General features: G+C 62.9%; 19 protein-coding genes. 7 read left to right on the forward strand and 12 right to left on the reverse strand.

The annotated features are described in order from the left end of the window. Positions 1-74: 74 nt before the first annotated feature. Positions 75-1,022, reverse strand: coding sequence for a choline ABC transporter substrate-binding protein (locus C3F42_RS19365; protein ID WP_023629855.1), 948 nt, complete (start codon positions 1,020-1,022; stop codon positions 75-77). A 98-nt stretch (positions 1,023-1,120) separates the two neighbouring features. Here C3F42_RS19365 and C3F42_RS29700 point away from each other — a divergent pair, with 98 nt between their 5' ends. The 3 genes from C3F42_RS29700 (at position 1,121) to C3F42_RS19375 (ending at position 4,339) form a co-directional block, all read left to right on the forward strand. Next, a complete protein-coding gene (locus tag C3F42_RS29700) occupies positions 1,121-1,459 on the forward strand; it encodes a hypothetical protein (RefSeq protein WP_218277419.1) in 339 nt (112 codons plus the stop codon). A gap of 7 nt (positions 1,460-1,466) precedes the next feature. Further along, a complete protein-coding gene (locus C3F42_RS19370) occupies positions 1,467-2,843 on the forward strand; it encodes an L-serine ammonia-lyase (protein WP_094011003.1) in 1,377 nt (458 codons plus the stop codon). A 389-nt stretch (positions 2,844-3,232) separates the two neighbouring features. Then, positions 3,233-4,339 (forward strand): GlxA family transcriptional regulator, encoded by a 1,107-nt coding sequence (locus C3F42_RS19375; protein ID WP_046853807.1) that lies wholly within the window; start codon positions 3,233-3,235, stop codon positions 4,337-4,339. A 463-nt stretch (positions 4,340-4,802) separates the two neighbouring features. On the opposite strand, the gene C3F42_RS19380 is transcribed toward C3F42_RS19375, so the two are convergent. Both C3F42_RS19380 and C3F42_RS19385 read right to left on the reverse strand, forming a co-directional pair. Continuing rightward, positions 4,803-5,831: an IS30 family transposase gene (locus C3F42_RS19380; protein ID WP_100774681.1), complete on the reverse strand. Its 1,029-nt coding sequence runs from the start codon at positions 5,829-5,831 to the stop codon at positions 4,803-4,805. A gap of 411 nt (positions 5,832-6,242) precedes the next feature. Continuing rightward, entirely contained in the window at positions 6,243-6,500 is a 258-nt protein-coding gene (locus C3F42_RS19385; protein WP_094011004.1) for a hypothetical protein, read from the reverse strand. Positions 6,501-6,836: 336 nt separating this feature from the next. On the opposite strand from C3F42_RS19385, the gene C3F42_RS19390 reads away from it, so the two are divergent. Continuing rightward, positions 6,837-8,144: a hypothetical protein gene (locus C3F42_RS19390; RefSeq protein WP_104444768.1), complete on the forward strand. Its 1,308-nt coding sequence runs from the start codon at positions 6,837-6,839 to the stop codon at positions 8,142-8,144. A gap of 40 nt (positions 8,145-8,184) precedes the next feature. On the opposite strand, the gene C3F42_RS19395 is transcribed toward C3F42_RS19390, so the two are convergent. The 4 genes from C3F42_RS19395 to choX form a co-directional block, all read right to left on the reverse strand. Further along, complete coding sequence (locus C3F42_RS19395) at positions 8,185-8,655, reverse strand: thioesterase family protein (protein ID WP_094011006.1); 471 nt, start codon at positions 8,653-8,655, stop codon at positions 8,185-8,187. A 10-nt stretch (positions 8,656-8,665) separates the two neighbouring features. After that, positions 8,666-9,631 (reverse strand): L-carnitine dehydrogenase, encoded by a 966-nt coding sequence (locus tag C3F42_RS19400; RefSeq protein WP_094011007.1) that lies wholly within the window; start codon positions 9,629-9,631, stop codon positions 8,666-8,668. Positions 9,632-9,651: 20 nt separating this feature from the next. Beyond that, complete coding sequence (locus tag C3F42_RS19405; RefSeq protein ID WP_023631618.1) at positions 9,652-10,536, reverse strand: 3-keto-5-aminohexanoate cleavage protein; 885 nt, start codon at positions 10,534-10,536, stop codon at positions 9,652-9,654. A gap of 106 nt (positions 10,537-10,642) precedes the next feature. Next, positions 10,643-11,587, reverse strand: coding sequence for a choline ABC transporter substrate-binding protein (gene choX, locus C3F42_RS19410; protein WP_094011008.1), 945 nt, complete (start codon positions 11,585-11,587; stop codon positions 10,643-10,645). Between the two features lie 146 nt (positions 11,588-11,733). On the opposite strand from choX, the gene C3F42_RS19415 reads away from it, so the two are divergent. After that, positions 11,734-12,681 carry a GlxA family transcriptional regulator gene (locus tag C3F42_RS19415; RefSeq protein ID WP_094011009.1) on the forward strand — a complete coding sequence of 316 codons (948 nt, stop codon included), beginning with the start codon at positions 11,734-11,736 and terminating at the stop codon, positions 12,679-12,681. Positions 12,682-12,760: 79 nt separating this feature from the next. Here C3F42_RS19415 and C3F42_RS19420 read toward each other — a convergent pair whose 3' ends face one another. Then, complete coding sequence (locus C3F42_RS19420; RefSeq protein WP_046853814.1) at positions 12,761-13,957, reverse strand: class I SAM-dependent rRNA methyltransferase; 1,197 nt, start codon at positions 13,955-13,957, stop codon at positions 12,761-12,763. Between the two features lie 231 nt (positions 13,958-14,188). Between C3F42_RS19420 and C3F42_RS19425 the strand changes: the two genes are divergently transcribed. Beyond that, complete coding sequence (locus tag C3F42_RS19425; protein WP_177182901.1) at positions 14,189-15,007, forward strand: HDOD domain-containing protein; 819 nt, start codon at positions 14,189-14,191, stop codon at positions 15,005-15,007. Positions 15,008-15,010: 3 nt separating this feature from the next. Beyond that, the gene (mutM, locus tag C3F42_RS19430) at positions 15,011-15,823 is read left to right on the forward strand and encodes a bifunctional DNA-formamidopyrimidine glycosylase/DNA-(apurinic or apyrimidinic site) lyase (RefSeq protein ID WP_094011010.1); all 813 of its coding nucleotides are present in this window, start codon (positions 15,011-15,013) and stop codon (positions 15,821-15,823) included. Between the two features lie 36 nt (positions 15,824-15,859). Here the strand turns inward: mutM and ggt are convergent, their stop codons facing one another. The 4 genes from ggt to C3F42_RS19450 form a co-directional block, all read right to left on the reverse strand. Then, positions 15,860-17,542, reverse strand: a complete 1,683-nt coding sequence (gene ggt / locus C3F42_RS19435) for a gamma-glutamyltransferase (RefSeq protein WP_094011011.1) — start codon at positions 17,540-17,542, stop codon at positions 15,860-15,862. Further along, positions 17,542-17,793 (reverse strand): YfhL family 4Fe-4S dicluster ferredoxin, encoded by a 252-nt coding sequence (locus tag C3F42_RS19440; protein WP_011531711.1) that lies wholly within the window; start codon positions 17,791-17,793, stop codon positions 17,542-17,544. The genes ggt and C3F42_RS19440 overlap by 1 nt, the downstream gene beginning before the upstream one ends. Positions 17,794-17,902: 109 nt before the next feature. Next, positions 17,903-18,382: a pantetheine-phosphate adenylyltransferase gene (gene coaD, locus C3F42_RS19445; RefSeq protein WP_023631729.1), complete on the reverse strand. Its 480-nt coding sequence runs from the start codon at positions 18,380-18,382 to the stop codon at positions 17,903-17,905. Between the two features lie 111 nt (positions 18,383-18,493). Further along, positions 18,494-20,092: a GMC family oxidoreductase gene (locus C3F42_RS19450; protein ID WP_094011012.1), complete on the reverse strand. Its 1,599-nt coding sequence runs from the start codon at positions 20,090-20,092 to the stop codon at positions 18,494-18,496. Positions 20,093-20,113 lie beyond the last annotated feature (21 nt).

Consider the following 20,113-nt stretch of genomic DNA (forward strand, 5'->3'; position numbering starts at 1 on the left):
TTCCACCTGCAAAGATTGAAATCAGTCCGGGGTGGGCACGGTCCCACCCCGAGGTGTTGCCATGGCGTCTTGCGTTATTGCGTCAGTTTGGCCTTGGCCGCCTCAAGGCCGGGTTTGCCATCCACGGTGGTCACGCCGGCGAGCCAGGCGTCGAGTTTGCCAGGGTTGTCCTTCAGCCATTTCTTAGCGGCCGCCTCGGGCTTCATCTTGTCGTCCAGGACATAGCCCATCATGGTGCTTTCATCCTTGAGCTCGAACGACAGGTTCTTCAACAGCTGGCCAACGTTGCCGCATTCCTGTGCGTAGCCCTTGCGGGTGTTGGTCAGCACGGTGGCCTTGCCGAAGTCGGGACCGAAATAGGCATCCCCACCGGTCAGGTACTGCATCTTGAAGCGGGTGTTCATCGGGTGCGGTTCCCAGCCGAGGAAGACGATCGCGTCTTCACGCTTCTGCGCCCGGTCGACCTGGGCCAGCATGCCCGCCTCGCTGGACTGCACGATCTGGAACCCGGCGTCCTTCAGGCCGAAGGCGTTGTCGTCGATCATTTTCTGGATGGTGCGGTTGCCGTCGTTGCCCGGTTCGATACCGTAGATCTTGCCCTTGAGCTCCTGCTTGAACTTGGGAATGTCGGCGAAGTCCTTCAGGCCCTTGTCATACAAGGCCTGGGGCACGGCCAGGGTGTACTTGGCATTTTCCAGGTTGGCGCGCACGGTCTCGACGGTGCCGGCGTCACGGTACTGCTTGATGTCGTTCTCCATGGTCGGCATCCAGTTGCCGAGAAACACGTCGAGGTCCTTGCCGGTCGCCAGAGACTTGTAGGTCACCGGTACCGAGATCATGGTGGTGTGGGTCTTGTAGCCCAGGGCTTCGAGCACGACGCTGGTGGTCGCGGTGGTGACCGTGATGTCGGTCCAGCCGACATCGGAGAACCGCACCGTCTGACACTGCTCGGGTTCGGCGGCCTGGGCCAGCAGCGGAGCGGACAGCAACGCGACCAGCAACAGCTTGGGTGAACCTTTCATGGATGGACTCCTGTGATTTTATCTTCGGGTTCGCGTGGGCCGCCGGGCGTTCTCAGGGCTCCGGTCGACCAGGCCTGCAGAGGGCAGGATGCGAGGCCGTGCAATACGAGTCGCTTTCGATAATCCTCCAGCGTTCGGCAATCGCCTACTGGTGGCGTCGTATCCAGTACAGGACGGGTCGTATCCAGTACGGACGATGTCGCAACTGGATTTTTCCACCCCCATACCTCGGTTTTTGCGTCGTCCCGCCGCTGGAAAACGGCGCACGAAAGGCCCGTGCAGCGGCGGCGCTGCTGGACAAAAGTACGTCGGTTGCAGACGGCGAAGGGCTGGGCAAAAGCCCGATGATGCGAGCATTCAAGGCGGCTCGACTGTTTCAGCCTAGCAGTTGCTCCGCCCTGCGCCTGGCGCGCAGAGACAAGCCCAGCAAGAGGTGATTCGACAATGGCCATCAGCGTGTTCGACCTGTTCAAGATCGGTGTCGGGCCTTCCAGCTCGCACACCGTCGGCCCCATGCGCGCCGCTGCGCTGTTCGTCCAGGGGCTGCGTGAGCGCGGCGAGCTGGAGCAGGTACGGCGTATCGAAGTGAGGCTGTATGGCTCGCTGTCGGCCACCGGTGTCGGCCACGGCACCGACAACGCCACGATCATGGGGCTGATGGGCGAATGGCCGGACGCCATCGATCCCAGCCAGATCACCCCACGTATCGCCGACCTGCGCGAAACCAACGTGCTCAAGCTCGATAATCGCCTGCCCGTCGAGTTCGTCTGGACCCGCGACATGCTGCTGCTGGACGAGAACCTGCCTTACCACCCGAATGCCATGACCCTGATTGCCGAAGGCGAGGCGGGCGAGCTGCACCGCGACACCTATTACTCGGTGGGCGGCGGTTTCGTGGTCGATGCCGCCCAGGCCGCCAGCGGCGTGCTGGACGCCGACCAGACCGTGCTGCCCTACGACTTCGACAGCGCCGCCGAACTGCTGCGCCTGTGCAAGCAAAACGACCTGCGCGTGTCGCAATTGATGCTGGAGAATGAAAAGGTCTGGCGCAGCGAAGCCGAGATCCGCGCCGGCCTGCTCAAGCTCTGGCAAGCCATGCAGGAGTGCGTGAACAACGGCCTCAAGCATGAAGGCATCCTGCCCGGCGGGCTCAATGTGCGTCGCCGCGCCGCCCGCCTGCACCGCAGCCTGCAGGAGCTGGGCAAGCCCAATGTGATCGGCTCGACCATGAGCGCCATGGAGTGGGTCAACCTGTTCGCCCTGGCGGTCAACGAAGAGAACGCCGCTGGCGGGCGCATGGTCACCGCGCCCACCAACGGCGCTGCTGGCATCATCCCGGCGGTGTTGCACTACTACATGCGTTTCTCCGATGCGGTGGATGAGTCCAACGTGGTGGACTTCTTCCTCGGCGCTGCTGCCGTGGGCATCCTGTGCAAGAAGAACGCCTCGATCTCCGGCGCCGAGGTTGGTTGCCAGGGCGAGGTCGGTTCGGCCTGCGCCATGGCTGCCGCAGGCTTGGCCGATGTACTTGGCGCCACCCCGGCGCAGTTGGAGAACGCCGCCGAGATCGCCCTGGAACACAACCTCGGCCTGACCTGCGACCCGGTCGGTGGCCTGGTGCAGGTCCCGTGCATCGAGCGCAACGCCATCGCCGCGGTGAAGGCGATCAATGCCGTGCAGATGGCCTTGCGCGGTGATGGCGAACACTTCATCTCGTTGGATCAGGTGATTCGCACCATGCGCGACACCGGCGCCGACATGCACGACAAGTACAAGGAAACCTCTCGCGGAGGCCTGGCGGTCAGCGTCATCGAATGCTGATGCGCCGTTCTGGCCCACACGTGACCGATGCGCCACATTCTGGCGCAGCGGTTGTCATCTACCGGCCGTCGCCTGTCGTTACCAGCAGGTTGGTTGTCGGTGACACTTAAGTCTGTCGCATCTGGGCAACCTTCCCACAAGTGCTACCGAATTGCTCAGGAGTGACGCGCAGAAGCGCTGGCGCGCCTGTTTGCGTTTGACCTGACGCTCATCACCCAGGCCGCTGGAAGGCGCATGCCGACGTCGCTTTTGGGTTTTATTGGATGGGCGTTCAAATTCAGGCATGCCATTTGCGTTGAGATTGGCAAAGCCCCTGCATACGAAACGGGGCCATTACAAGAACAGTGCTCGCCTGAAGCACACCCTGCATTGTGTGAGGAGAAATCGCGATGACGTCGTACACCTCCGGGACCCCAACCCAGAACCGCACAGCACCCCAGTCCATCGGCTTTCTCCTGCTGGACAACTTCACCCTCATTTCCCTGGCCTCGGCCGTCGAACCCCTGCGCATGGCCAACCAGCTTTCCGGTCGCGAGCTGTACCGCTGGCACACCCTGACCGTCGATGGTGGCCAGGTGTGGGCGAGCGACGGCCTGCAGATCACCCCCGACGCGGCCATGCACAGTGCGCCGCCAATGGACACCGTGATTGTCTGCGGTGGCGTTGGCATCCAGCGCACTGTCACCCGCGAGCACGTCACCTGGCTGCAGGCCCAGGCCCGCCAATCGCGTCGCCTGGGCGCGGTGTGCACCGGCAGCTGGGCGCTGGCCTGCGCCGGGCTGCTTGACGGCTTCGATTGCAGCGTGCACTGGGAATGCCTGGCGGCAATGCAGGAGGCCTACCCGCGGGTGAACATGAGCACCCGCCTGTTCACCCTCGACCGCAACCGTTTCACCAGCTCCGGTGGCACCGCGCCGCTGGACATGATGCTGCACCTGATCAGCCGCGACCACGGCCGCGAGCTGTCGGCGGCGATCTCCGAGATGTTCGTCTACGAACGCATCCGCAACGAGCAGGACCACCAGCGCGTGCCGCTCAAGCATATGCTTGGCACCAACCAACCGAAGCTGCAGGAAATCGTCGCGCTGATGGAAGCCAACCTCGAGGAGCCGATCGACCTCGACGAACTGGCGGTCTATGTGGCAGTGTCGCGGCGCCAGCTCGAGCGCCTGTTCCAGAAGTACCTGCACTGCTCGCCGTCGCGCTACTACCTCAAGCTGCGGCTGATCCGCGCCCGGCAACTGCTCAAGCAGACGCCGATGTCGATCATCGAGGTGGCCTCGGTGTGCGGGTTCGTCTCCACGCCGCACTTCTCCAAGTGCTATCGCGAATACTTCGGCATTCCACCGCGTGACGAACGGGTGGGCTCGAACACCACCCAGCAGGTGGCGATGATGCCGATCCCGCAGGCAATGGCGCTGTCGCCCCACAGCGGGCCGATGGCGGCGCTCAGCCAGGCGCGCAATGAGTCGACGTTTGCCAGTGTGAGGCTCTGAGCTCCGCGTTGCCTTTGTGGAATACACGCGGAGGGGGTAGCCAAGGAGTGTTGTCGTTCATGTTGCCCGGTCGCGTAATGCGGCCGGGCTTTTTGTTTTTTTGACCTGATATTTTTGCTAGTTGCAGACTGTGGACGGTTACGAAAGGATGGTCATGAGCGATCTATCAAGCCGGATTTCTGCAAGCCCGCAGATGTCCGAAAAATGGTTCTAGTTCTCATGAGGGCAATATAGCCATGAAAGCAAGAGCAATTTATGTTTCTATTTTTATGAGTTTGTTGGTGGTTTCATCTTTTTCGGCCTGTACGTCGGTACCATCAACTAATTCCGGTCATGAAATAAAAGTGACCACCTATACGAAAATTCGCATGCAAGGCGACAATTGTCTCACGGTGGCGGGGCAAGGTGAAACTCTAATGTGCAGAGAAACAAGAGGCGGTTGCAGGAGCTGAGTGCAACACGGTCATTGAATTGAAACTGGAGCATCATGCCGCATAGCCATGGCCTTCTGCATCACCTCGCCCATAACTTCGATTGGGCATTTGAAGTCGAAGCGCTTACGCGGACGCATGTTCAGTTGCAGTGCGATGGCATTCAGTTCTTCCTGGCTGTGTACCGACAGGTCTGTGCCTTTGGGCAGGTACTGGCGGATCAGGCCATTGATGTTTTCGTTGCTACCGCGCTGCCAAGGGCTGTGCGGGTCGCAGAAGTAGATCGCCACGCCGGTTCTTTGGGTGATCTCGGCGTGTCGCGCCATCTCCCGGCCCTGGTCGTAAGTCATGCTCTTTCGCATCTCCAGCGGCATGCCATTGAGCGCGGCGCTGAAGCCTTCCAGCGCCGAAGTCGCCGTCGCGTCGTTCATCTTTACCAGCATCAGGTAGCCACTGGTGCGTTCCACCAGCGTACCGACGGACGAGGCGTTGGCCTTACCCTTGATGAGGTCGCCTTCCCAATGCCCCGGCATCTGCCTGTCTTCAATCTCCGGCGGGCGCACATGAATACTGACCATCTCGGGGATCTGGCCGCGCCGATCCACACCACCAGAGCGCGGTCGGCGTGTCGTCTTGCTTTGCCGCAGGCAGATGATCAGCTCCTTGCGCAGTTCACCGACCGGCAGGGCATAGATCGCGTTATAGATCGTCTCGCGACAGACGTAGGCATCTCTGAGGCTGGGAATGTTCATGCTGCGCAGCTTGCCGGCAATCTGCTCGGGAGACAAACGCTCACGGAGCATATGCGCCACCAACTCGAAGCGCTCACCACCCGGCAACAGCTTTCGCTTCGGTCGACACACCTGGCGGCGAGCCTGCATCTGCTGCTGGGCCGCGTGGGCCGAGTAGCCGCCACAGACATCTCGATTGCGGCGCAGCTCCCGGCTGATGGTCGAAGGGGATCGGTTGATCAAGCAGGCAATCCTACGCAGGCTGAAGCCTTGAGTACGACCGATTTGAATGGTGGCGCGCTCTTCAACGCTGAGTTCGGTATAAGACATAGTGGCAGCACCGTACCGGAAAGGTCAGGTGTTGCACTCAGTTTTTGCCGCCGCCAGAAATAAGATGATAGACTCGATCGCTCTTGGTAATCTGCCAAGAGGCCACATGAAGCTTTGTTTTCAAACTGAGAGTCGGGTGAACGCTCTGTGCATTGAGGGTGAGCTTGATAAAGAGTATCGCGAGCGTTTTTTGATTAGCCTAAGGCCCTTGGAAACTTCACTTCTTTCCCCATACCAAGTTACGCGAAGTAACCGGGATTTGTTTGATAAGATTGAGTTTATACAGTATTCGGCTCCTCAGGGTTTTGCAGGTAAATGACTTGGTGGCATGCCGTAAAGCCTGGGCCTGCTATCTCGCATATATTAATCGAAACAGTCAGGCCCGGCGTGTCTCCCTGATTTCGCGTTGAATCAAGCGTGTTTGTTATATTGTGCCAGCGCCGGCAGCAACTGCTTGTCGATGGCTTGGCGTACCGCTGGCAGGATCGTCGCGCTGCCGGTATACATCTGCTCCACCATGCCCTTGAGCGCCCGGGCATTGGGTTCGGTCAGCCCACGCACTACCACCTCGCAGGCCTGCTCGGCGCTGGCGCCGGCCGGAATGTCGAAACCCCGTGAGCGCAATTGACCCAACAGGTCGTCCTGGTCGATCAGATCCGCATGCATCATGGCCGTTGCCCTTCGCTTGTGTTGTTTGCAATTGATTCTGTGACGGAGTCGCCGGCGCGGCAAGGGCAGAATGCCGCGATGGCCGCTTTGGCTAAGAACAGGTCGTTTACGGCTAAATCGTCGGGGCGGCAAGCCTGCACACTGATGTCATTCACGGCACCGAGGGTTTGGTCACCCTCATTCCACGCAAAGTGAATGTTGCCCGCGCTTGGCCCCGGATGCTCACGGCTTACCGGGGTTTCTTTTTTGCGCTACGCGCTACCTGGTAATTCTGCCAGTTGTCGGATACCTCATCCGCCTGTCCAATTGAACCTCGTCTATTTTCGGAGGTGAGGTATGAGAGACCTGACATTGAAGTGCTGGGCGCATGCCGTGCTTTTGGTAGTGTTGTTACTGATTTCCTTACGCCCTGCTTTAGCGCAGGAAGCCCTGCGGTTGGCCACACTGGAGCCTTCGGTAAACCGTGAGGCGCTAGAAGCTGAAAAAGCCGCTGGCCGGCACAAGCTGGGGGTATTGCTTGATAGGCCGGGGAAAGAAAGCATTCAGTTGATACGTGTAGACCCTGAGGTCGTAAGGAAGTCGACAAACCGCTTGTCTGTATTGCTGCCAGGCGGAAGAGCTGTAGAGTTTAAACTGCGCAACTATAAAGGGCATGAATCTGATGAGGTTGGCAGCCGCGCAGAGGCGGCGCTGAAGTATACCCCCGCTGACTATTGGTTCGGTGATGCCTCATCTGATGTGAAGGATGGACATTTCAACGCAGCGAATTTCATTTTTCTAGCCCGTCGCGGCGATTCACTCAGGGGGCGAGTGGTTGTCGAGGGTAAGCTCTATGTTCTGGAGGATGTAGGTAACGGCCAGCATGGGTTGATGCAGGTCGACATGGCGGCAGCACCGCCCTGCCTGGTACTAGAAAATGAGCCAGCTGTGCAAGAGCACGCTACTAAAGCGGTAGCATCAAAGTCTATCTCGAAGGCCAAACCTTCGATCTCGGTACTTCTGGTTAGCACCAGGAAAACCAATACAATGGAACCGTCAGCGATGATTGTCCTGAGAGACGAGCTTGAGTGGTTCAACGAAATGACTAATCAGGGGGATGGCGTATCTCTGAAACTCACCGTGGCTCACATGACCGCATCGAATGCAGCTGACAGTATTTTTCATCACAACGATAAAATTCTGCTGGATTTTACAGATGCAGAAACTGAAGCCACAAAAGAAGTGGCTAGACTTCGTAAGCAGCATGCTGCCGATGTGGTCATCGTGGGGGCGTACTGGGTGGACAAGAAAGAAGTAACTTATGATGAAGCCGAAAAAGATAACGCGTTTTATGTGTTCAATATTAAAAGTCCAGAATATTTTTTGCACGGCTTTGGCCATTTAATGGGGATTAATCATGTATGGAAACCAGGGGGGCCGGAATATGTCCCTCCTTACCAATTTGGTTTCATAAGTCCGACTTATGAGGGTAAGCGTTATGCATCAATTGGCTATGATCCGAAGGATTGCACTGGCAACTGTGAGTATATCTATCGCTGGTCTGATCCTGGCGTAACTTATCTCGGTGTGCGATTCGGCGACGACCACTCTCATGAAAAGCGCCGTCTGAACGAGCGGGCTGTTGTTATATCGAACTTTTATTAAGTCTTCCAAGGGGTGCGTTTGGGCGAATTGCCAAGGGCATTCAGCTTGGCAACCGAATTACTCTTCCTGTCAGCGCCGGCAATGGGAGATCGTATTGCTGCTGCGTCAGCTCCCGCAGCAGCATCACGCTATGCTCACCAAAGGCGGTCGACCTGGGACCGGCCAGGTCGACATGGAGCAGCATCTGTTCGCTGGCCGACAGCGCTTCGTCAAACCCATTGCGATGGAGGCTGTGATATAGGTGCAGACGCTTCTTGTCGAAGCCGATGATGTGAGTCTGCACCCACACCTCGATGTCAAGTTTCACCTCGTGCAGGTAATTGATATGTGCCTCCAGGGTGAATAATGAGTGCCCACTCTGGCCCCGTGCTTGGCCATCCAGGCCGATGCGCTCCATCAGCGCATCGGTGGCAAAGCTGAAGATCAGCAGGTAGTAGGCATCGCGCAGGTGGCCGTTGTAGTCGACCCACTCGGGCAACACGCGAGTGCGATAGGTGATCAGGGCGGGCATCGTTTTCTCCTCAGTCGCTGAAGGCCATGCCGTGCTTGGCCTTGCTGGTTTTCACCGCTTCCAGCACCGCCAGCAGGGTGTCGTCACGATAACGCTCCAGCGCGGCGATGCTGTGTTCGCCCAATTGCTCCGAGGTGCCTTCAACCACGTCGTCAATCAGCTTGTCCGTCAGTTCCGGCGCTGGCAGGTAGGTCCAGGGTAGCTTCAATGCCGGGCCGAACTGGGCCATGAAGTGGCGCATGCCGGCATCGCCTCCAGCCAGAGTGTAGGTGAGGAACGTACCCATGAACGACCAGCGCAGCCCAGCGCCAAAGCGAATCGCGTCGTCGATCTCGCCGGTGCTGGCGACACCGTCGTTGACCAGGTGCAGGGCTTCGCGCCATAGCGCTTCGAGCAGTCGATCAGCGATAAAACCGGGGACCTCCTTGCGCACATGCAGCGGGCGCATGCCCAGGCTGGTGTAGATGCTTTTCGCCGCTTCGATGGCTTCAGGGCTGGTCTTGCGACCGCCGACGATTTCCACTAGTGGCAGCAGGTAGACCGGGTTGAACGGGTGCCCCACCACACAGCGTTCGGGGTGGGTCGCCGACTCGTAGAACTCGCTGGGCAGCAGCCCCGAGGTGCTGGAGCCGATGATTGCGTCGGGCTTGGCGGCGGCGCTGATCTTCGCGTGCAGGTCGAGCTTGAGGTCCAGACGTTCGGGGGCGCTTTCCTGGATGAAGTCGGCATCGCGCACACATTCCTCGATGGTGGGCACGAACCTCAGGCGATCCTGCGATGCGCCGGGTGCCAAGCCTTGCTTTTGCAGCGCCGGCCAGGCGTTGGCGATGCGCTTGCGCAGCGCGACCTCGGCACCGGGGGCCGGGTCCCAGGCAACCACGTCGAGGCCGTGGGCCAGGGCGCGGGCGACCCAGCCGCTGCCGATCACGCCGCTACCCAGCGCGGCGAAAGTCTTGATGTCGGTGATAAAAGGCATATCTGGCTCCTGCGGGGATATTAGCGACGCTTGAGGTTCATCTTTTCCCGGCCTTCGGCCGGGGTGAGCACACGGCCACCCATGCGGGTGATGATCTCAGCGGCCCGCTCGACCAGTTGGCCGTTGCTGGCCAGCACGCCACGGTCCAGGTACAGGTTGTCTTCCAGCCCGACCCGCACGTTGCCGCCAAGCAGCACCGCCTGGGCAGCCATCGGCATCTGCATGCGACCAATGCCGAAACCGGCCCAGGTAACGTCGGCAGGCAGGTTGTCGACCATGGCCTTCATGGTGGTGGTGTCGGCCGGAGCGCCCCACGGGATGCCCAGGCACAGCTGGAACAGCGGGTCTTGCAGCAGACCTTCCTTGATCATCTGTTTGGCGAACCACAGGTGGCCGGTGTCGAAAATCTCCAACTCTGCTTTCACTCCCAGCTCGGTGATGCGCTTGGCGCCGGCACGTAGTTGGGCGGGGGTGGAGACATAGATGGCGTTGCCATCGCCGAAGTTGAGGGTGCCGCAGTCCAGGGTGCAGATCTCCGGCAGCAGCGCTTCGACATGGGCCAGGCGCTCCAGCGGGCCGATCAGGTCGGTGCCCGGGCCGAACTCCATGGGCGATTCGCCGGGACCGATCTCCAGGTCGCCGCCCATGCCGGCGGTGAGATTGACGATGATGTCCACGTCGGCCTCGCGGATGCGTTCCATCACCTCGCGGTAGAGGTTGACGTCGCGGCTGAAGCGGCCGGTCTGCGGGTCACGGACGTGGCAGTGGACCACCGTGGCGCCGGCCTTGGCGGCTTCGACGGCGGACTCGGCGATCTGTTTCGGCGTGATCGGGACCAGGTGGCTCTTGGCGACCGTGTCGCCGGCACCGGTGAGGGCGCAGGTGATGATGACGTCGTGGTTCATGGTGGGTTCCTTTGTATCTGTCAGGTCGCTATCGCGTGGCAAGCCCGCTCCCACAGAGAGGCCGTGTGCTGGCGTGGGAGCGGGCTTGCCCCGCGATGGAGGAATGTCAGTTGGCGGTGAGCTTGAGGTTGTCCGCGGCCGGTTTGCCGTCGAAGGTGGTCACCCCGTCAAGCCAGCGGGCCTTGTCCTCGGGGTGGTCATTGAGCCACTGGCGCGCGGATTCCAGCGCGTCCTTGTGGTCCAGCAGCGGCTGCATCATCCGGCTCTCGTCCTCGGCGCTGAAGCTGAGGTTGGTCAGCAGGCGATGGGCGTTGGGGCAGCGCTGGGCATAGTCCGGCGCGGTCACCGTCCACACTGTGGCGCGGCCCTCGTCCGGGCCGAGGGCGTCCTGGCTGTCGCCCAGGTAGACCATGTCGATGTTCACGTTCATCGGGTGCGGCGCCCAGCCGAAGAACACCACCGCTTCCTTGCGCCGCACGGCGCGGTCGACGGCGGCGAGCATGCCGGCCTCGCTGGACTCGACCAGCTGGAACTTGCCGAGGTCGAACTGGTTCTTGCTGATCATCGCCTTGATCTGGGTATTGGCGCCGGAACCGGGCTCGATGCCGTAGAGCTTGCCGCCCAGCTCCTTGTGGAACTTGTGGATGTCGGCGAACGTCTTCAGGCCCTTGTCGGCCAGGTATTTCGGCACGGCGAGAGTGGCGCGGGCATCTTCCAGGCTGGGCTTGTCGAGCACCTTCACCTGGCCGGCCTGGACGAACGGGGTGATGGTCTGGGTCATGATCGGGTTCCAGTACCCGAGGAACATGTCCAGGCGCTTGTCGCGGATGCCGGCGAAGATGATCTGCTGCGAGGCGCTGGTCTGCTTGGTCTGGTAACCCAGGCCGTCGAGCAGCACCTGGGCCATGGCGCTGGTGGCGATCACATCGGTCCAGTTGACCACGCCCAGGCGCACATCCTTGCAGGTGGCGGGTTCGGCGGCGAAAAGCGGAGTGGCTACGGTAGTGCTGAGCGCGAGGGACAACAGGCTGCGGCGGATAAAGCGATGCATGGTGGCTCTCCATCGGCAGTGCGTATTGTTATCGGATCCGGCCTCTGCGGGCCGTGAGAACACGCTACGCTGGCGGCAGGGTGGAAAATCGCACCCTGGCGACCAACACTTGCACGGAGGCGACCACCTTTGCCGCGGAGCACGCGATGCCGCAAACCATAGACTTCCTGTTGCTGCCAGGCTTCTCCGCCATGGGCTTCATCAGCGCCATCGAGCCGCTGCGCGTGGCCAACCGTTTTCGTGGCCCGCTGTACCGTTGGCGTGTGTTGAGCCTGGACGGTGGTGCGGTGCAGGCCAGCAACGGCATGTCGGTGAATGCCGACGGCGCGCTGGGGGAGGGAGAGCACGGGCGCCTGCTGCTGCTGGTGGCCGGGTTCGAGCCACTGGCGTGCTATGGGTTGAAGTTGCAGCACATGCTGCGTCGTCTCGACCATGAGGGCGTGGTGCTGGGCGGGATCGACACGGGCGCCATGGTATTGGCCGAGGCTGGCCTGCTCGATGGTCACCGGGCCACACTGCATTGGGAGGCACTGGAGGCGTTCAAGGAACGTTATCCACGCCTGCAGGCGACCCAGGAGCTGTTCGAGATCGACCGCCGACGCATCACCTGCGCCGGCGGCACGGCCTCCATCGACCTGATGCTCGACCTGATCGCCCAGGCCCACGGCAGCGAACTGGCGGTGCAGGTGTCCGAGCAGTTCGTGCTCGGGCGCATCCGCCCGCGCCAGGATCACCAGCGCATGCAAATCGCCACGCGCTATGGGTTGCGCAACAAGAAGCTGGTGAAGGTGATCGGCGAGATGGAGCGCAATACCGAGCTGCCACTCAACACCCAGGTGCTGGCCGATGGCGTGCAGGTGACCCGGCGGCAGCTGGAGCGGCTGTTTCGCCTGCACCTGGACGACACGCCCAGTGGCTTCTATCTGCGGCTGAGGCTGGACAAGGCCCGGCAGTTGCTGCGCCAGACCGACATGAGTGTGCTGGAGGTAGGAGTCGCGTGCGGATTCGAATCGGCGTCGTACTTCACCCGTTGTTATCGGGCACGGTTCGAGCGCTGTCCCAGGGAGGATCGACGGCTGGCGCTGCCGTCATGACGCCTGGACCGGGTCGAGCCTCGGCAAGCCGGCTGCCACAGGTGCCGCACAGCGCGAAACCTGTGGAAGCCGGTGCAGCTTAGCTGTTGGGCAGCAAGCGGCAGGTGATGCTCTTGATGTAGCGGGTCTCGGCGATGGCCGGGTGCACCGGGTGGTCCGGGCCCTGGCCGCCGCGCTCGAGCAGTTGCAGGTTGCGGTCCAGGTGGCGGGCGCTGGTCAGCAGGATGTTGTGCAGGTCGTCCTCGGGCAGGTGCATCGAGCACGAGGCGCTGACCAGGATGCCGTCCTTGGTGAGCATGCGCATGGCCTGTTCGTTGAGGCGGCGGTAGGCGGCCTCGCCGTTCTTCAGGTCTTTCTTGCGTTTGATGAAGGCGGGCGGGTCGGCGATGATCACGTCGAAGCGCTCTTCGGCGGCTTTCAGCTCGCGCAGGGCTTCGAACACGTCGCCTTCGATGCAGGTCAGCTTCTCGCCGATGCCGTTGAGCGCGGCATTGCGCTCGACGCCGTCGAGGGCGAAGCCCGAGGCGTCCACGCAGAACACTTCGCTGGCGCCGAACGCGCCGGCCTGCACGCCCCAGCCACCGATGTAGCTGAACAGGTCGAGCACGCGCTTGCCCTTGACGTAGGGGGCCAGGCGGGCGCGGTTCATGCGGTGGTCGTAGAACCAGCCGGTCTTCTGGCCTTCACGCACCGGCGCTTCGAACTTGACGCCGTTCTCTTCCAGCGCGACCCAGTCCGGCACTTCGCCGTAGACGGTCTCGACATAACGCTCCAAGCCTTCGGCGTCGCGGGCGGCGGAATCGTTCTTGAACAGGATGCCGCTGGGCTTGAGCACCTGCACCAGCGCGGCGATTACCTCGTCCTTGTGCGCTTCCATGGTGGCCGAGGCCAGCTGGACCACGAGGATGTCGAAGAAACGGTCGACCACCAGGCCCGGCAGCAGGTCGGAGTCGCCATACACCAGGCGGTAGCATGGCTTGTCGAACAGGCGCTCGCGCAGCGACAGGGCCACGTTCAGGCGGTGCACCAGCAGCGACTTGTCCAGCGGCAGCTTGGCATCGCGCGACAGCAGGCGCGCGCAGATCAGGTTGTTCGGGCTCATGGCCACCACGCCCAGCGGCTTGCCGTTGGCGGCTTCGAGAATGGCCTGCTGGCCGGCCTTCAGGCCTTGCAGCGGGGTCGCGGCAACATCGACTTCATTGCTGTAGACCCACAGGTGGCCGGCGCGCAGGCGGCGATCGGCATTGGCTTTGAGGCGAAGGCTGGGCAGGGACATGACGTCGCTCCGGGAAAAAAGAGCGGGAGTATACCGTGTTGGCCCCAGGTTCGCTGGTGACTGCGACCAACTGGTCGGCGCCCACAGCTAAAGAAATTCTTGGATCCAACGATTCACTGATAGTCACCCTGGCGGCGTACAGGGTTAGAATCCCCCGTCCCCAGCGAGAATGCACGAATGTCCCAGGAACTCACCGCCGAACAGATCCAGCAAGCCCTGCAGGGCATCACCATCCCGCCACAGCCGCAGATCATGGTCGACCTGCAGTTCGAGCAGTACATGCCCGACCCGGACCTGGAGACCATCGCCAAGCTGATCGCGCAGGACCCGGGCCTGTCCGGCGCCCTGCTCAAACTGGTCAACTCGGCGCAGTTCGGCCTGGCGAACAAGATCGGCTCGATCCAGCGCGCGGTAAACCTGCTGGGCAGCCGTTCGATCATCAACCTGATCAACGCGCAATCGATCAGGGGCGAGATGAGCGACGAGACTATCGTCACCCTCAACCCGTTCTGGGACACCGCCCAGGACGTGGCCATGACCTGCCTGACCCTGGCCAAGCGCACCGGCATCCAGGCCGTGGACGAGGCCTACACCCTTGGCCTGTTCCACGATTGCGGCGTGCCGCTGATGCACAAGCGCTTCCCCAACTACATGGAAGTGCTGGAGGAATCCTACGCCAAGACCAATGACGAGGTCCGCGTGGTGGACACCGAGAACCGCGTGTTCAACACCAACCATTCGGTGGTCGGCTACTTCACCGCCAAGTCCTGGCGTCTGCCCGAGCACATCAGCGCGGCCATCGCCAACCACCACAATGCCCTGGCGGTGTTCCGCGACGAATCCTCGCGCAATACCCAGACCCAGCTGAAGAACCTGCTGGCGGTACTGAAGATGTCCGAGCACATCTGCGCTTCGTACCGTGTGCTGGGCAACCAGAGCGTCGATCACGAGTGGAACATGGTGGGGCCGCTGGTGCTGGACTACATCGGCCTGACCGAATACGACTTCGAGCAGCTCAAGCAGAACATCCGCGAAATGGGCGGGCACTGAGCCATGCCGGAGCTGCCAGAGGTCGAGACCACGCGGCGCGGCATCGCGCCCCATCTGCAAGGCCAGCGGGTCAGCCGCGTGGTGGTGCGTGACCCGCGCCTGCGCTGGCCGATCCCGGAAGACCTGGATGTGCGCCTGTCGGGGCAGCGCATCGTCAGTGTCGAGCGCCGCGCCAAGTACCTGCTGATCAACGCCGAGGTCGGCACCCTGATCAGCCACCTGGGCATGTCGGGCAACCTGCGCCTGGTCGAGTTGGGCTTGCCGGCGGCCAGGCACGAACATGTGGATATCGAGCTCGAGTCGGGGCTGATGCTGCGCTACACCGACCCGCGCCGCTTCGGGGCGATGTTGTGGAGTCTCGACCCGCTCAACCATGAGCTGCTGATTCGCCTGGGGCCAGAGCCGCTGACCGACCTGTTCGACGGTGAGCGCCTGTTCCAGCTGTCCCGGGGACGGTCGATGGCAGTCAAGCCGTTCATCATGGATAACGCGGTGGTGGTTGGCGTGGGCAACATCTACGCCACCGAAGCCTTGTTCGCGGCCGGGATCGATCCGCGCCGCGAAGCTGGCGGGATTTCGCGGGCGCGCTATCTGAAGCTGGCGATCGAAATCAAACGAGTGTTGGCGGCGGCCATCGAACAGGGCGGGACCACCTTGCGTGACTTCATCGGTGGCGATGGCCAGCCGGGCTACTTCCAGCAGGAGTTGTTCGTGTATGGGCGTCGTGGGCAGCCATGCAAACTGTGTGGCACCGAGCTGCGCGAAGTGAAGCTGGGCCAGCGGGCGAGCGTGTTCTGCCCGAAATGCCAGCGCTGATGCCACAGGCCTGATCGCGGGGCAGGTGGAAATGGATCAGTCGACGATCGCGGCCTGGCCTACGCCCCTGGGGTCACTGGCCGCTTCCAAGGTCCCGGCAGCTTTGTTCCAGTACAGCACCTGCTGATTACCGTACTGACGCCCGACATCCTTCAACCGATACCCGCGCCCTTCAAGCTCGGCCTTCTGCCGGGCACTGAACGTCCCCGGTTCATGCTCCACCACGTCCGGCAGGTACTGGTGGTGATAGCGTGGTGACGCCGGCCACTCGGCCACCGGTCGGCCCTCGAGGAACCCCAGCACCGACAGCAGCACCATGCTGGGTATGCGGCTGCCGCCTGGCGTGCCGAAAGTGGCGAGCTGGCTGGGGCTTTCGATGAAGGTCGGGCTCATGCTCGACAAGGGGCGCTTGCCCGCCGCCACCGCATTGGCCTGGCTGCCGGCCAGGCCATAGCTGTTGCTGCCGCCAGGGTCGGCGGCGAAATCGTCCATCTCGTTGTTCAGCACCACCCCGGTCCCCGGCACGCTGAACGCCGCGCCAAACGGCAGGTTGACCGACAGCGTGGCGGATACGGCGTTGCCGTCGCCATCGATCACCGCGAAATGGGTGGTGTGGTCGCCTTCACGCCAGGCGGGTGAGGGCGGCAGCGCGCTGCTGGGGGTGGCCTGGTGCACATCGATGCTGTCGGCCAGCCCTGTCAGGTACTGGCGCGCCAGCAGGCGGTTGATCGGGTTGCTCACATAGTCCGGGTCGCCGAGCAGGCCGCGGTCGCGGTAGGCGCGGCGCAGCACTTCGATCACATAGTGGCTGCGCTGCACGGGCGCGGCGCTCTGCCAGGGCAGGCGCTGGAGCATGGCCAGGCTTTGTGCCAGGGCCACGCCGCCGGCCGAGGGCGGCGGGCTGCTGATCAATTCACGCTGGTCGGCCAGTGGATAACGCAGCGGTTCACGCCACGCCGTACGGTAGCCGGCGAGGTCGTCGAGGGTCCAGATACCGCCGGCCTGGCGCACGCCTTCGGCCAGGCGGCGGGCCAGCGGGCCACGGTAGAAGCCGTCGCGGCCCTGCTCGGCCATGGCTTGCAGGGTGGCGGCCAATTCGGGTTGGCGGATCACCGTGCCCAGGGCCGGTACATCATTGCCACTGAGGAACAGCCGCGCGCTTTCGGCATCGTCGCGCAGGGCGCTCAGGCGCATGGTGGCGCGATCTCGATAGATGCGGTCGACGGCGAAGCCCTGGTTGGCCAGGCGGATGGCCGGGGCCAGGCTGTCCTTGAGCGGCAGCTTGCCGTGGGTGCTGGCGAGGTCGGCCAGGGCCTGAGGCAGGCCGGGGATCGCGGCGGCCAGCGGCCCGTTGATCGACAGGCCGGGCTGCACCTTGCCGTCCTTGAGGTACATGTCCGCACGGGCCGCGGCCGGAGCGCGTTCCCGCGCATCGAGGAAGGTATACCGTGGCGTGGCGCCGCTCTCGCGCAGCAGGAAGAAGCCACCGCCACCCAGGCCCGAGCCATAGGGCTCGACCACGGCCAGCGTGGCGCTGATGGCCACGGCGGCGTCGAAGGCGTTGCCGTCTTGTTGCAGGATCTGTTGCGCCGCCGAGGTCGCCTCGCTGTGCGGGCTGGCGATAGCCGCACGCCCGGGGCCTTGCGCCTGGGCGGCGCAGGCCAGCAGGGCCAGGCAGGCGCCTAGGGCTGCGCGCTGTAACGCGGCGACGAACGGCATCAGGCCTTGCCGGTGATCCGGCGGTACTTGGCCATCAGCTCGTCTTCGGTTTCCGGGTGGGCTTCATCCAGGGGGATGCAGTCGACCGGGCAAACCTGCTGGCACTGTGGCTCGTCGTAGTGGCCCACGCACTGGGTGCACAGGTTCGGGTCGATCACGTAGATCTCTTCGCCTTGCGAGATAGCGGCGTTCGGGCACTCGGGTTCGCAGACGTCGCAGTTGATGCAATCGTCGGTGATGATCAGGGACATGGGGACTCCGGCCTGGGCATCGGGCCCGGGCATGTTTCAAAGCGATGGGCGCAATTGTGCCGGATTCGCGCCCGCAGTGCACGCGGGCGCGACATCGTGACCGCGAGGGTTACTTGCGGAAGCGCTCGGTCAGTGCGTCGGCCACGGCCGGGTGCACGAACTTGCTGATATCACCGCCCAACGCGGCGATTTCCCGGACCAGCGTCGAGGAAATGAACGAATAGCGCTCCGACGGCGTGAGGAACAGGCTCTCGACGTCTGGCGCGAGCTGGCGGTTCATGTTGGCCAGTTGGAACTCGTATTCGAAGTCGGACACGGCACGCAGGCCGCGCAGGAACACATTGGCGCCTTTTTCCTTGGCGAAATGCGCCAGCAGCGAGGAGAAGCCGATGACTTCGACATTGGGCAGGTGCTTGGTGACCTCGCGGGCCAGCTCGACCCGCTGTTCCAGGGGGAACAAGGGGTTTTTCTTCGGGCTGGCCGCCACGGCGATGATCACATGGTCGAACAGGCGCGAGGCGCGCTCGACCAGGTCGCCATGGCCTTTGGTAATGGGGTCGAAAGTACCCGGGTACAACACTCGGTTCATCGCGTCATCCTGGCTGGAGTGCGTTGGGGAGTCGGATGGTAGCGCAGCGATTGCGCCCGGCCAAGTCGCGTGGCCGGCTGATGGCACTATAGACAGCGCAGCCATTGGCTGTCATGTGCCGCGTGCCAGGCGGCCGACCAGCGCTTCGCTGAGCAGGGCGGCCAGGGCGTAGACCGACAGCTGCGGGTTGGCGCCGATGCTGGTGGGGAACAGCGAACCGTCGTGGATCGACAGGTTCTCCAGCTGGTGATGCCGGCCCAGGCTGTCGCACACTGCTTGGCGCGGGTCCTCGCCCAGGGCGCAGCCGCCCATGACGTGGGCGCTGCCCAAACGCATGCGCAGCAGCTCCAGGGTCAGGCCGTCGATCAGTGCCTGGGCTTGCGCCGGGGTGCTGACATAGCGCGCATCTCCATGCACCGGCATCACCTGGCGGGCACCGGCGGCGAACTGGATCTGCGCCATGCTGTGCCAGGCTCGGCGCAGGCCATCGCGCAGGTAGCCGGTGACGGGGTAGTCGAGCACCGGTGAGCCATCGCCGCGCAGCTCCACCTGGCCGCCGGGGCTGTCGGGATGAAAGCCGTCGCGCAGCAGCGCCAGCATCACATGGGTATGGGGCAGTTCAGCCATGCGCTGGGCGTTTTCCTGGCCATGGCCGCCGAGCAGGGTGCTGGCCAGGGCCGGGTGCAACGGTGGTACTTCGAGTTTGTAGCCTACCGCGCCGGCGACACCGTCCTGCCACTGGAACTGGTCGCTGTAGATCGATTGCGGCGCCCCGTAGTACGGGTCGATCTTCGCTTCGAACTGTGCGGCGCTGAAATTGACCAGGTGCAGGAAGGTGCGCTTGCCCAGGCGCTGGTGCGGGTCAGGCGCGTCTGAGCGCAGCAGCAGTGCCGGGCTGTTGATACCGCCGCCGGCGAGCACATAGTGGCGGGCGCGTACGCGAATATGGCGGCCTGTGGGCTGAATACCCCGGGCGTCCAGGGCCTGGCATTGCAAGTGGGCAATGCGCTGGCCGTCATGACTGAACCGCTCGGCACGGGCCAGGTAGAGCAGTTCACCGCCGTGCTCCAAGGTAGCCGGGATGCTGGTGACCAGCATCGACTGCTTGGCGTTGACCGGGCAGCCCATGCCGCAGTAACCCAGGTTCCAGCAGCCGCGCACGTTGCGCGGAATCACCGCCCAGCGGTGACCAAGCGCCTCGCAGCCGCGACGCAACACGTCGTTGTTGGCATTGGGCGGCATGGCCCAGGGGCTGATGCCCAGATGCTGCTCCATGCGCTCGAACCACGGCTTCAGGGTGTCGTTGTCCAGGCCCTTGACCCCATGCTCGCGAGCCCAATGTTCCAGGGTCTGTGGCGGTGTGCGAAAGCTCGATGTCCAGTTGACCAGGGTGGTGCCACCCACCGCCCGGCCCTGCAGAATGGTAATGGCGCCGTCTTTGCTTAGACGGCCCAGGCCCTCCTGGTAGAGGTCGGCGTAGGCTTTGTGCTCGAGCAGGTGGAAGTCGCTGCTGGTTTTCAGCGGTCCCTCCTCAATCAGCAGCACCTTCAAGCCGGCGGCGCTGAGCCGTTCGGCGGTGGTGGCGCCGCCCGCGCCGCTGCCGATGACGGCGACGTCGACGGCGAGGGTCAGGTCCTGTTCCAGGCGCGAGCCGTCGTGGGTGATCCAGCCTCGTTCGAGGCCTAGGCGGAATGGGTCGGGGACGGGCATTTGGCGGTGCTCTTGTCTGGT

Source organism: Pseudomonas sp. PONIH3, from assembly GCF_002934345.1.
Classification (GTDB): Bacteria; Pseudomonadota; Gammaproteobacteria; order Pseudomonadales; family Pseudomonadaceae; genus Aquipseudomonas; species Aquipseudomonas soli.

What these genes read in the sequence shown, in the direction of transcription:
- C3F42_RS19375 (WP_046853807.1), top strand. Translation starts at nt 3,233, where the DNA reads ATGACGTCGTACACCTCCGGGACCCCAACCCAGAACCGCACAGCACCC.
- C3F42_RS19400 (WP_094011007.1), bottom strand. Translation starts at nt 9,631, where the DNA reads ATGCCTTTTATCACCGACATCAAGACTTTCGCCGCGCTGGGTAGCGGC.
- C3F42_RS19385 (WP_094011004.1), bottom strand. Translation starts at nt 6,500, where the DNA reads ATGATGCATGCGGATCTGATCGACCAGGACGACCTGTTGGGTCAATTG.
- choX (WP_094011008.1), bottom strand. Translation starts at nt 11,587, where the DNA reads ATGCATCGCTTTATCCGCCGCAGCCTGTTGTCCCTCGCGCTCAGCACT.
- C3F42_RS19390 (WP_104444768.1), top strand. Translation starts at nt 6,837, where the DNA reads ATGAGAGACCTGACATTGAAGTGCTGGGCGCATGCCGTGCTTTTGGTA.
- coaD (WP_023631729.1), bottom strand. Translation starts at nt 18,382, where the DNA reads ATGAACCGAGTGTTGTACCCGGGTACTTTCGACCCCATTACCAAAGGC.
- C3F42_RS19395 (WP_094011006.1), bottom strand. Translation starts at nt 8,655, where the DNA reads ATGCCCGCCCTGATCACCTATCGCACTCGCGTGTTGCCCGAGTGGGTC.
- C3F42_RS19365 (WP_023629855.1), bottom strand. Translation starts at nt 1,022, where the DNA reads ATGAAAGGTTCACCCAAGCTGTTGCTGGTCGCGTTGCTGTCCGCTCCG.
- C3F42_RS19415 (WP_094011009.1), top strand. Translation starts at nt 11,734, where the DNA reads ATGCCGCAAACCATAGACTTCCTGTTGCTGCCAGGCTTCTCCGCCATG.
- C3F42_RS19450 (WP_094011012.1), bottom strand. Translation starts at nt 20,092, where the DNA reads ATGCCCGTCCCCGACCCATTCCGCCTAGGCCTCGAACGAGGCTGGATC.
- ggt (WP_094011011.1), bottom strand. Translation starts at nt 17,542, where the DNA reads ATGCCGTTCGTCGCCGCGTTACAGCGCGCAGCCCTAGGCGCCTGCCTG.
- mutM (WP_094011010.1), top strand. Translation starts at nt 15,011, where the DNA reads ATGCCGGAGCTGCCAGAGGTCGAGACCACGCGGCGCGGCATCGCGCCC.
- C3F42_RS19405 (WP_023631618.1), bottom strand. Translation starts at nt 10,536, where the DNA reads ATGAACCACGACGTCATCATCACCTGCGCCCTCACCGGTGCCGGCGAC.
- C3F42_RS19370 (WP_094011003.1), top strand. Translation starts at nt 1,467, where the DNA reads ATGGCCATCAGCGTGTTCGACCTGTTCAAGATCGGTGTCGGGCCTTCC.
- C3F42_RS19440 (WP_011531711.1), bottom strand. Translation starts at nt 17,793, where the DNA reads ATGTCCCTGATCATCACCGACGATTGCATCAACTGCGACGTCTGCGAA.
- C3F42_RS19420 (WP_046853814.1), bottom strand. Translation starts at nt 13,957, where the DNA reads ATGTCCCTGCCCAGCCTTCGCCTCAAAGCCAATGCCGATCGCCGCCTG.
- C3F42_RS19380 (WP_100774681.1), bottom strand. Translation starts at nt 5,831, where the DNA reads ATGTCTTATACCGAACTCAGCGTTGAAGAGCGCGCCACCATTCAAATC.